Origin of the sequence: Devosia sp. (genome assembly GCF_028290645.1) — a bacterium.
Classification (GTDB): domain Bacteria; phylum Pseudomonadota; class Alphaproteobacteria; order Rhizobiales; family Devosiaceae; genus Devosia_A.
The window spans coordinates 1-9,922 of the sequence record NZ_JAQGJL010000309.1 but is presented as its reverse complement, the minus strand read 5'-3'; the positions used below and the strand labels follow the sequence as shown (position 1 = coordinate 9,922).

The 9,922-nt window shown below is 66.2% G+C and carries 10 protein-coding genes; 3 read left to right on the top strand and 7 right to left on the bottom strand.

The features are described 5' to 3' along the window. Together JWQ89_RS16730 and JWQ89_RS16725 are read right to left on the bottom strand one after the other, a co-directional pair. The coding region (locus JWQ89_RS16730) for a glutathione S-transferase N-terminal domain-containing protein (protein WP_299642816.1) at positions 1–682 on the bottom strand (682 nt) is incomplete at its 3' end. 150 nt (positions 683–832) lie between these two features. After that, positions 833–1,276 (bottom strand): glyoxalase superfamily protein, encoded by a 444-nt coding sequence (locus tag JWQ89_RS16725; RefSeq protein WP_299642814.1) that lies wholly within the window; start codon positions 1,274–1,276, stop codon positions 833–835. A gap of 464 nt (positions 1,277–1,740) precedes the next feature. Here JWQ89_RS16725 and JWQ89_RS16720 point away from each other — a divergent pair, with 464 nt between their 5' ends. Next, entirely contained in the window at positions 1,741–2,505 is a 765-nt protein-coding gene (locus JWQ89_RS16720) for a sulfite exporter TauE/SafE family protein (RefSeq protein ID WP_299642813.1), read from the top strand. Between the two features lie 207 nt (positions 2,506–2,712). Here JWQ89_RS16720 and JWQ89_RS16715 read toward each other — a convergent pair whose 3' ends face one another. Beyond that, a complete protein-coding gene (locus tag JWQ89_RS16715) occupies positions 2,713–4,800 on the bottom strand; it encodes a molybdopterin-dependent oxidoreductase (protein ID WP_299642811.1) in 2,088 nt (695 codons plus the stop codon). A gap of 248 nt (positions 4,801–5,048) precedes the next feature. On the opposite strand from JWQ89_RS16715, the gene JWQ89_RS16710 reads away from it, so the two are divergent. Beyond that, complete coding sequence (locus tag JWQ89_RS16710) at positions 5,049–5,843, top strand: M10 family metallopeptidase C-terminal domain-containing protein (RefSeq protein WP_299642809.1); 795 nt, start codon at positions 5,049–5,051, stop codon at positions 5,841–5,843. Positions 5,844–5,956: 113 nt separating this feature from the next. On the opposite strand, the gene JWQ89_RS16705 is transcribed toward JWQ89_RS16710, so the two are convergent. Next, entirely contained in the window at positions 5,957–6,148 is a 192-nt protein-coding gene (locus tag JWQ89_RS16705) for a hypothetical protein (protein WP_299642808.1), read from the bottom strand. A 333-nt stretch (positions 6,149–6,481) separates the two neighbouring features. On the opposite strand from JWQ89_RS16705, the gene JWQ89_RS16700 reads away from it, so the two are divergent. Beyond that, positions 6,482–7,273 (top strand): FecR family protein, encoded by a 792-nt coding sequence (locus JWQ89_RS16700; protein WP_299642807.1) that lies wholly within the window; start codon positions 6,482–6,484, stop codon positions 7,271–7,273. Positions 7,274–7,275: 2 nt separating this feature from the next. On the opposite strand, the gene JWQ89_RS16695 is transcribed toward JWQ89_RS16700, so the two are convergent. The 3 genes from JWQ89_RS16695 to JWQ89_RS16685 are packed head-to-tail and all read right to left on the bottom strand — an operon-like array spanning position 7,276 to position 9,801. After that, positions 7,276–7,461 (bottom strand): tautomerase family protein, encoded by a 186-nt coding sequence (locus JWQ89_RS16695; protein WP_299642806.1) that lies wholly within the window; start codon positions 7,459–7,461, stop codon positions 7,276–7,278. 4 nt (positions 7,462–7,465) lie between these two features. Next, positions 7,466–7,747 (bottom strand): 4-oxalocrotonate tautomerase family protein, encoded by a 282-nt coding sequence (locus JWQ89_RS16690; RefSeq protein ID WP_366144018.1) that lies wholly within the window; start codon positions 7,745–7,747, stop codon positions 7,466–7,468. Positions 7,748–7,797: 50 nt separating this feature from the next. Continuing rightward, positions 7,798–9,801: a DEAD/DEAH box helicase gene (locus tag JWQ89_RS16685; RefSeq protein WP_299642805.1), complete on the bottom strand. Its 2,004-nt coding sequence runs from the start codon at positions 9,799–9,801 to the stop codon at positions 7,798–7,800. Positions 9,802–9,922 lie beyond the last annotated feature (121 nt).

Below are 9,922 nucleotides of genomic sequence, written 5' to 3'. Positions count from 1 at the left end.
TGTCGGTGGCGGCGCTGATGTTCTGGCTCTGGTCGAGCGTGATGGCGAGGGCGCGTTTCACCGCCGGCCGATCGGTGACGCGCTGGCGCCAGGCGGCGAAGGTCGGGAACTCGGCGATGTCGATGCCGTGGTTGTCCGAGCCGCGCGACCAATCGTAAATGGCGATATCGGCGATCGAGTAGTCGCCGGCGACGTAGTCCTTGCCGAGCGCGGCCTGCTTTTGCAGCTGTGTATCGAGGACCCGGTAGAGCCGGTGGGCTTCGTCCTGGTAGCGCTTGATGGCATAGGGAATCTTTTCGGGCGCGTAGCGCGAGAAGTGGTTGTTCTGCCCCAGCATGGGGCCGAAGCCGCCGACCTGCCAGAACAGCCACTCGTCGATCTTGATCCGCTCCAGCCAGCTCGTACCGTAGAACTGGCCGAACTTCTCGGCCAGATATTTGAGGATTGCGCCGGATTCGAAGATCGAGACGGGCTTGCCCTCGGGGCCCTCGGGATCGACGATGGCGGGGATCTTGTTGTTGGGCGAGATGGCGAGGAATTCTGGCTTGAACTGGTCGCCGCGGCCGATGTTGATGGGGTAGATCGCATAGGGGAGCCCGAGTTCCTCGAGCATGATGGTGATCTTCCGGCCATTCGGCGTGGCTGTGTAATAGAGGTCGATGGGCAGGGTCTGGGTGGTCATTGGTGGTTCCGTGCTGCTGCAGGGGTGGTGACGGAGCGCCACCGCGAAAGACGTTCTTATATCGTCACTTGCCGATGGAAGACAACCTATGCGGAGGTATGACAACGGCGGGGATGCCCCCGCCGTTGGAAGATTGTTGCGCCCGGCCTCTCAGGCCCGCTGCAGGCGCATGTGCGGTTCGCCGTCGCTGGTGCGGGAGGCCGATATGCCGCGCAGGTCAATCGTGGCGCGGACCCGCTGGCGGTAGATCGGGCCCATCAGCTCGGATTTCGACACGTTCACCGGATGATCGAACTTCACCACCACTTGGTAGTGGTTCATATCGGCGAGCAATTGCAGGCCCATGACAATGCCGGCGAAGGGCTGGCCGAGGTAGGTGCCCTTGACGCGCTGCCCGACCTGCACCGGGGTGGCGATGCGCTCGGGCAGCGCCGCCGAGGCGGTGTTCCAGTCGCGATAGCCGTGGCGATGGGCGATTTCCTCGAGCGCGGCGCCCTGGGTGAGCGGCGCGCCGTTGAGGGCGCGCTCGGCGCGCAAGGCCTTGGCCTCGGCCTTGAGGCTGGCGGCACTGGGGGTATCGAGAGAGAAGGTCATGTCGGTCCTCTTCAAGAGAGGCGGATAACTTCATGGGGCTCGCCTTGCCATGAACCGCCTCGAGAAGGGAGCGATCATGAGGGGGACGCGGAGCTTCCGCGGCTGGACTTTACCATCGGGTTTCCCCGGCGAGCGGCAGGCGCCAGCAGCCGGGGCGAGATGTGGGCGATGGGGGTGGGTTTGTCAACTCGGGGCCGCGACCTTCTTGGGCTTGGCTAAGCCTTAGAAATTTCAAGGGAGGGGCCGTAGGAGGCACGGTGGCTCCGCACCCCCTCTCTGGCGAAATCTAAGGCTTAGCCAAGAGGCTAAACCTGAAATTTCGCTTTCTCCCCCGCCAAGGGGGGAGATGGGCATCGAGTTTTGGGGACCCCACGTGCCGATGCAGCATCCTATTCGAGACGCTTATGGCGGGGATCACGAGTTTGCGTTGGAGGGCGGGCGGGTGGCGGGATAGGTAAGCGAGCATGACCGAACTCCTGCTGCTCATCGCCGGGCTTGTTGCCGGCACCATCAACACGTTGGCGGGCGGGGGCTCGTTCGTGCTGTTTCCGGCGCTGCTGTTCGCGGGAGTGCCGCCCGTGATCGCCAATGCGTCGAACACCTATGCGAGCCTGCCCGGCTATGTCAGCGGGGCGATCGGGTTGTGGCGCGATATCGCCAAATATCGCGAGCGACTGATCACCTACTCCATGCTGGCGCTGATCTTCGGCTACGTGGGCGCCGAGTTGCTGCTCAGGGTGTCGAATGCCACGTTCACATTGGTGGTGCCGTGGCTGATGGGCTTTGCGGTGGTGCTTTTCGCATTTGGCGGGCGGATCAACGAGTTCATCCGGGCGCGGGCCGGCAGTGGGGGACGCAGGCGGCGGGTGGGGGCGGCGCTGCTGCTCGTATTGCTCGCGGCGATCTGCGTCTATGGCGGCTTCTTCAATGCCGGGCTCGGGGTGCTGCTCCTGGCGTTCCTGGCGCTGGCGGGGTTCACCGACATCCATGCGATGAACGGGCTGAAGCTCTGGATCGCGGCGCTGGTGGCGGTGGTGGGCGTGGTGCGGTTCGCGCTGTCCGGGGCGATCGACTGGTACCACGGCTCGATCGCGCTGGTGGGGGTGACGATCGGCGGGTACGTGGCGGCGCGACTGGCCAAGCGGGTGCCCACGGGGCTGATCCGGGGGCTGGTGCTTGTTTACGGGATTGGGCTGACGGGGTGGTTTTTCTGGCAGGGGTATGCCTGAGGACGTGATCGCTCGGTCATCTCTCCCGTGGCGGAGGAGAAGCGATCTCATGGGCTTGGCGTTTGCTAAGCCTTGGAGGCACGGTGGCTCCGCACCCCTCTCTTGCGAAATCTAAGGCTTAGCCAAGAGGCTAAACCTAAGATTTCGCTTTCTCCCCCGCCGAGGGGGAGATGGGGCCGGTGGGTGGGATTGCCCCCTCACCATGCCCTACCCTCGCCTGAGCCACACCGAGGTATCGTGGAACGCGGCGCCGCCGAAGGGGCGGACCGGGTCGGAGCCGATGAGGGTGTTGATGCCTTGGCCGTTGCGATGGGCGGAGTTGGGGTGGATGCCTTCGGCGATGAGGACGTTGCGCTGCATGCCGGCGAAGAAGATGGCTTTGAGCGCGACTTCGCCGCGGCGGTTGCCGAGGGTTATGGGGTCGCCATTGGCGATGCCGAGGGCGGCTGCGTCGGCGGGGTGGACGAAGACGGTGGGCTCCGGCTGGCGCTTCTGGCTGCCGGGGGTTTCGGCGAAGCTCGAGTTGAGGAAGCTGCGGGACGGGCTGGTGGCGAGGCGGAACGGGGTTTCGGCGTCGATGCGCTCGGTGACGTCCCAGTGGTCGGCGAAGCGGGGCATTTCGGAGGGGTCGCAGACCCAGGTGTAGCCCTTGAGCCGGGCCACGGCGTCCCAGTCGGGGGCGAAGCGGTAGCGGCGGTCGGGCCAGGCGAAGCCGTTGCCGAAGCGGGCCTCTTCGTCGGGCATATTGCTTTCGACGAAGCCGGTCTTCTCGATCTCGTCGAGTTCGCCGAAGCTGGAACGGCGGAAGGTTTCCGCGACCATCTCGCGGTCGGTCATCTGCAATGACGGGTGCTCGGTGCCGAGGCGGCGGAGCAGCTCGTTGACGACTTCGAAGTTGGAGCGGCACTCGCCCGGCGCGTCGACGAGCTTGGGGCCGTAGAGCACGCGGGTGTGGCCGCCGCGGCGGTAGTAGTCGTTGTGCTCGAGGAACATCGTCGCGGGGAGGACGATATCGGCCATTTTGGCGGTATCGGTCATGAACTGCTCGTGGACGACGGTGAAGAGGTCCTCGCGCTCGAAGCCGGCGCGGGTGAGGCCCTGCTCGGGAGAGACGTTCATCGGGTTGGTGTTCTGGATGAACAGCGCCTTGACCGGGCCGCCGTGCTTCAAAGCCTTGCTGTCGCCGGTCAGCACCTTGCCGATCTCGCTCATGTCGAGTTCGCGCCCGCCGGGACCGAGATCGGCGCCGAGGATGATCGACTTATCGAGCTTCCAGGCGCCCGAATTGGAGTGGAAGGCGCCGCCGCCGCGATGCTGCCAGGCGCCGGTCATCGCCGGGATGGAGAGTGCGGCGTGCATGGCGGTGGAGCCATTGCGCTGGCGGGTGAAGCCGTAGCCGAGGCGGAAATAGGTTTTCGGCGTGGTGCCGACGAGCCGGGCGAAGGCCTCGATTTCCTCGACCGTGAGGCCGGTGATGGCGGCGGCCCATTCTGGCGTGCGGGACTTGAGATGCGCTTCGAACTCGGGGGAGAAATCGGTGTAGCGGGCCATGTAGGCGCGGTCGGCTAGGTCGTCGCGGAGGAGGATGTGCATCACGGCGACGGCCAGCGCGCCATCGGTGCCGGGGCGCACCACCAGCGCCATGTCGGCCTGCTCCATGGTGCCGTTGCGGTAGATGTCGATGGCGACGATCTTCGCGCCGCGCTCCTTGCGGGCGCGAATGGCGTGGGTCATGACGTTGACCTGGGTGGCCACCGCATTGGTTCCCCAGATGACGACGCAATCGCTCTCGGCCATGGTCTCGGGGTTGGGTCCGGTGAGGAGGCCGGTGCCGGCGATGTAGCCGGGCCAGGCCGTGCCAGTGCAGATGGTGTCGTATTGCAGCGAATAGCTACGCGCGTGGCGCAGCCGCTCGATGCCGTCGCGGTGCACGTGGCCCATGGTCCCCGCATAAAAATAGGGCCAGATGGCTTCCGGCCCGTCGGTCGCCTCGATCTCCAGCCAGCGCGCGACGATCTCTTCGAAGGCATCGTCCCAGGTGATCTGGCGCCACTCGCCGGCGCCCTTCTTGCCGGTGCGGCGAAGCGGATGGAGCAGCCGATTCGGGTGGTGAATCCGCTCGGCGTAGCGGGCGACTTTCTCGCAGATGACACCGGCGGTGTACGGATCGTCCTTGGCGCCGCGCACCCGGCCGATGGTGTTGCTGTCGATCAGCTCGACGTCGAGCGCGCAGGTCGACGGGCAATCGTGCGGGCAGACGGAGCGGGCGGTGCGGGGCGCGGTGATGGCGTTCATGGCGGAGGATTTACCATGCGGCCACGGGCGGCGACAGGGTGGACGATTGCCCAGTCGGCGGGCCGGATTACCTACGCAGCGGGGGCGGATGCCGCAAAGATAGGCAGCGATCGCCGGTAATCGGTCCGCCGGGACGGCGAAATCCGGGCGAGCCATGCCCGCGCGGCATCGCACCCATGCAATTGGCTCCGTTCCCGGATCGGGGGCGGGGGCGGACCCTGGATCAATAGATGAGGGGAGCCACATTTATGCAGATCGAGGGTACGCCGGCGTCCGAAACACTGATCGGAAGCGAACTCGACGACATCATTGCCGGCCGCGGCGGCGACGACCACATCCTGGGCCTTGGGGGGCCGGACTTTCTGTTCGGCGGCGCGGGCGCGGACATCCTCGAGGGCGGGGAAGGCAACGATTATTACGGCCTCTACGACGACATGAGCGACACCATCATCGACACGGGCGGCGAGGACAGGATCATGACCTGGAACGCCTTCAGCCTCGTCGACCACCCGGATATCGAAGGGTTGGTGCAGCAAAAACCGTATGGCGGACGCCCGCTAACCGGAAACGACGGCTACAACGACCTCACCGACAGCGCCGGCGGCAACCTGCTCAAGGGGCTCGGCGGCTTCGACCGGCTGGACGGTGGCGGGGGCGACGACTTCATCAATGGCGGGACCGGGCAGGATTACCTGACGGGCGGCCAGGGCCGGGACCGGTTCGACTTTGCCAGCAAGGAGGATTCCGGCGTCGGGGCTGCCAATCGCGACTATCTCTACGATTTCAAGCTAGGCGAGGACACGCTGCATTTCGGCATGATGGACGCCAACGAGAAGCACGCCAGCAACCAGGCATTCGATTTCATCGGCGATGCCGCGTTCAGCGGCACTGCTGGAGAGCTGCACTATGCGTTCGAGACGTTCTCAGACGGGGTGGCGGATGTGACCGTCGTTTCGGGGGATACGAACGGCGACGGGGTCGCGGACTTCGAGGTGCAGCTGTGGGGCCACATGACGCTGACCGCGGGGGACTTCATCCTGTAGCGCGGGCGGCCGCACCCTCCGACGCCTGGGCGGCAGAGAGTCGGGTCCCGGCATTCCCCGGGACGACATCGCGTCTGGATGGGGCCGGATGAGTCCACCCGGACCCGTTGGCCCTACTCTTCGGCGCGAATCTTCTTCAGCTCGGCGTTATAGATGCGGAGGCTGAGGAAGATGGCGAAGAGGAAGCAGACGATGCCGGTCATCTGCGCCAAGGGCAGTTCGTTGACGACCGGGATGTGCTTGGCAATGAGAAAAGCAACGACGAGCGTGAGGACGGACACGACCTCAGCGAAGCGGAACAGCATGGCTCCTACTTTACCTTTTTTCGAGATGCGCTGACGCTCGGCGCGGACTGGCCCCGCATGACCGGAGCCCCCGGGAATCACGTTACGTGAAACCGCAAAAGGTTCCATCAAATTTCGCGTTATTGAGCGTTACAAATCGGCAATGCTGGCGCGGGTGCAACAGTTGCCGCTGTCGATGCCGGTTTGGCCTGCCCCTTACAATTGACTCGTCACGGCCCGGGACGCTAGGCACGTGGCACGCAGTTTCGTATTTTGAGCAATAATCATATCCGGTTACGTCGGCAAGCGATTGGCGCCGGGACGTGACCGGACAGCCGGTTTGGGGGCAGTGGGATGCGCGATTTCAGGGGTCTGGCGGTGGCTGCCGGGTTGGCGGTGATGTTGGCGTGCGCGCCGGCGCTGGCGGCAAGCGGGACGGCGCTGGGGGTCGATCCTTCGGCGGAGGCCGAAACGGCGGGAAAGCTCCGCGTGCTGACGGTGGGCGCGGATATCTCCATCGGCGACAACGTGAAGACCGGGCCAGAGGGCCAGGTGCAGATCAAGTTCTCGGACAAGACCGAGCTGGTGGTCGGGCCGAACTCGTCGCTGGTGATCGAGGACTATCTGCTGCGCGACGATCAGTCGGCGGGGAAGTTCGCGATCAACGCGCTGGCGGGGACGTTCCGCTTCGCGACCGGCGGCGCGGCCAAGGACCGCTACATCATCAAGACGCCGACGGGGACGATCGGGGTGCGCGGTACGGCGTTCGATTTCAACGTCGGCGCCGAGGGCACCGAGGTGCTGCTGTTCCATGGCGCGGTGCTGCTGTGCAACCTCAAGAACGAGTGCGTGACGCTCGACGGCACCTGCGAGATCGGCTCGTATGACCTCGCGGAATCGACCCTCATCGGGGCGGCCGAGGATACGAAAGGCGACCAGCGCCGCGCATTGCGGGAGGCGTTCACCTATGCCCAGGTGCAGACGCCGCTGATGCGGGAGTTCTGGGTGGAGCAGGCGCGCCAGTGCTTCAACCAGGGGTTCGTGAACAACGTGCCGGAGAGCCTGGTGAAGGACGAGGATGACGCGCCGGTGGACAATGGCTGCGGCGGCGAGGGCTTCTCCGAGGGCTGCGAATACCCCCACTAGCGCTACATCTCGTCGAAGGGCACGCCGCCCCTCGACTTGCTGTCCCTGGGGCTTTCGACGATCTGCACCACGACGCGCTCGGCGGGGACGTTGAAGTTCTTCACCACCGCGTCGGTGATGTCCTTCATCAGCGCCTTCTTCGATTCCTTCGAGCGACCTTCGACGATGTGAACAAGGATTTCGGGCATCGGCTCAGGCCTTCTTCGTCGTAGGCTTTGCGGCTTTCGCCTTGAGCTTGACCTTGACCACCTTGGGTGGCTTCTTGGCCGCGGCCTTCGCCTCTTGTTTGCGGATGTCTGAGACGAGAACGCCCTTGTGGCCCCAGTTGTCGGAGTCCACCTCGTCGATGACGACGAAGGTGTATTCGGGGTTCTTGTTGAGCACCTTCACCAGCACGTCGGTGATGCCCTTGGAGATGGCCCGCTTCTGTTCGGTCGTCGCGCCGTCGGTAATCTCAACTCGCACGTAAGGCATGGTTTCCTCCCCCAGATGCGGCGGGAGGATGGGGCAGGCGCTGCCGGGCGTCAACCGAGCGGGTCGTAGCCCTGCTGCTTCCGCTTGCGCGGCGCGGCGCCGGCTGCGGCGGGCGGCTCGTGCTTTGTGCGGTTCTTGTATTTCGGCTTGCCCTTGTCCTTGGGATTGGCCTTGGGCTTTTCCGTGGACTTCCTGTTGAACAGCACGGGTTCCCGGGCTGCCGGAGCGGCTTCGCTGACCGGTGGCGTGATCTCGCGCGCGGGCCGGGTCGCGAGCTTGGCGCCCTTGTCGCTGCGCACCTTGTAGCGCGGGCCGTCGTCGCGTGCCGGCCGGGGGGCTTCGTCGCGCGGCTTGAAGCGCGGGGCGCTGTCGCGATTGTAGCTCTTCTTGGGCGGTGCCGAGGGTGCGCCGGAGGCGGCGACGGTGATGCCGTTCTCGATGACGCCGCCGGTGCGGGCGATGGCGGCGGCGAAGGCATCGGCCTGGTCGGCGGAGATTTCGAAGCGGGTCTCGTTGTCGAGGATCTTGATCGAGCCGACGTCGCGCTTGGTGACGTCGCCGGCCTTGCAGATCATCGGCAGCAGCCACTTGGGATCGGCGCGGCGGTTGCGGCCGAGCGACAGCGTGAACCAGCGGCCGTTTTCCATCGGCGGGGCTTTTTCGCGCGGGCCGGAGGCTTCAGGGCGATCGTCGGGGAAGCGCTTGTCGCGGCGGGCGGCCTTCTCGGTGAAGGCGCCGACCGACTGCTCGGAGACTTCCTCGGGCGCCGGACGGGCGGCGAGTTCGCGGCGGATGTAGGCGGCGGCGAGCTGCTCGGGGGTCAGGCGGGACAGCAGTTCGGCGGCGAAGGCGGCTTCCGCCTCGTCCGGCACGCTCATCTCGGTGGCCTGGGCGAGGATCTGCTCGCGGTTGCGGGCATCGATCTCGGCGATGGTGGGGGCACCGCGGGTCGATGAATCGAGATTGGCGGCGCGCAGTACGCGGGCGGCGGCACTGCGCCGGTGCACCGGCACGATCAGCGCGCAGATGCCCTTGCGGCCGGCGCGGCCGGTGCGGCCGGAGCGGTGCAGCAGCGTTTCGGGGTTACTCGGCACGTCGGCATGGATGACAAGATCGAGATTGGGCAGGTCGATGCCGCGGGCGGCGACGTCGGTGGCGACGCAGATGCGGGCGCGGCCGTCGCGCATGGCCTGCAGCGCATTGGTGCGCTCGGCCTGGGTGAGTTCGCCCGAGAGCGCCACGACCGGGAAGCCGCGGTTGGCGAGGCGGGCGGTGAGGTGCTTCACCGATTCACGGGTGTGGCAGAACACGATGGTGTTGGAGCTGTCGTGCAGCAGCAGCATGTTGATGACGGCATGCTCGCGCTCGTCGTTGCGCACGACGATCTGCTGGTACTCGATATCGGCGTGCTGCTCGCCCGCGCTGGTGGCGACGAGGCGGAGCGCGTCGCGCTGGAAGGTTTTCGCCAGATCGGCGATGGCGCGCGGCACGGTGGCCGAGAACATCAGGGTGCGGCGGGTCTCGGGGGCGGCATCGAGGATGAACTCGAGGTCTTCGCGGAAACCGAGGTCGAGCATCTCGTCGGCCTCGTCGAGCACGATGGCGCGGATATTGCCGAGGTCGAGCGCGCCCTTCGAAATGTGGTCGCGCAGGCGCCCGGGGGTGCCGACGACGATGTGGGCGCCGCGCTCGAAGGCCCGACGCTCGGTGCGGATATCCATGCCGCCGACACCCGCTGCGATCTGCGCCCCGGCCTCAGCGTAGAGCCATTCGAGTTCGCGCTGCACCTGCATGGCCAGCTCGCGGGTCGGGGCGATCAGCAGGGCCAGCGGCGCCGCGGCGCGGTCGAACTGTTCGGCCTCGCCGAGCAGCGTCGGGGCGATGGCCATGCCGAAGGCCACGGTCTTGCCCGAGCCGGTCTGCGCCGAGACCAGCAGGTCGCGGTCGGCCGCCTCAGGTTCGAGCACGCTCAGCTGGACCGGGGTCAGCGTGTCGTAGCCGCGGGCGACGAGGGCGGCGGCGAGCGCGGGGTGGATGGTCTCGGGCAGGTTCACGGGTGCATCTTTGCTGTTTGCTCGATGAGTACCACACCCACCGGGTCATTCCCGCGAAAGCGGGAACCTGTGTTTTCTCGCCTCCGGCACGATCCCAAAACGGAGGTCCCCGCTTTCGCGG

Coding starts and splice junctions, on each gene's coding strand:
- JWQ89_RS16725 (WP_299642814.1), bottom strand. CDS start 1,276: ATGACCTTCTCTCTCGATACCCCCAGTGCCGCCAGCCTCAAGGCCGAG.
- JWQ89_RS16720 (WP_299642813.1), top strand. CDS start 1,741: ATGACCGAACTCCTGCTGCTCATCGCCGGGCTTGTTGCCGGCACCATC.
- JWQ89_RS16715 (WP_299642811.1), bottom strand. CDS start 4,800: ATGAACGCCATCACCGCGCCCCGCACCGCCCGCTCCGTCTGCCCGCAC.
- JWQ89_RS16710 (WP_299642809.1), top strand. CDS start 5,049: ATGCAGATCGAGGGTACGCCGGCGTCCGAAACACTGATCGGAAGCGAA.
- JWQ89_RS16705 (WP_299642808.1), bottom strand. CDS start 6,148: ATGCTGTTCCGCTTCGCTGAGGTCGTGTCCGTCCTCACGCTCGTCGTT.
- JWQ89_RS16700 (WP_299642807.1), top strand. CDS start 6,482: ATGCGCGATTTCAGGGGTCTGGCGGTGGCTGCCGGGTTGGCGGTGATG.
- JWQ89_RS16695 (WP_299642806.1), bottom strand. CDS start 7,461: ATGCCCGAAATCCTTGTTCACATCGTCGAAGGTCGCTCGAAGGAATCG.
- JWQ89_RS16690 (WP_366144018.1), bottom strand. CDS start 7,747: ATGCCTTACGTGCGAGTTGAGATTACCGACGGCGCGACGACCGAACAG.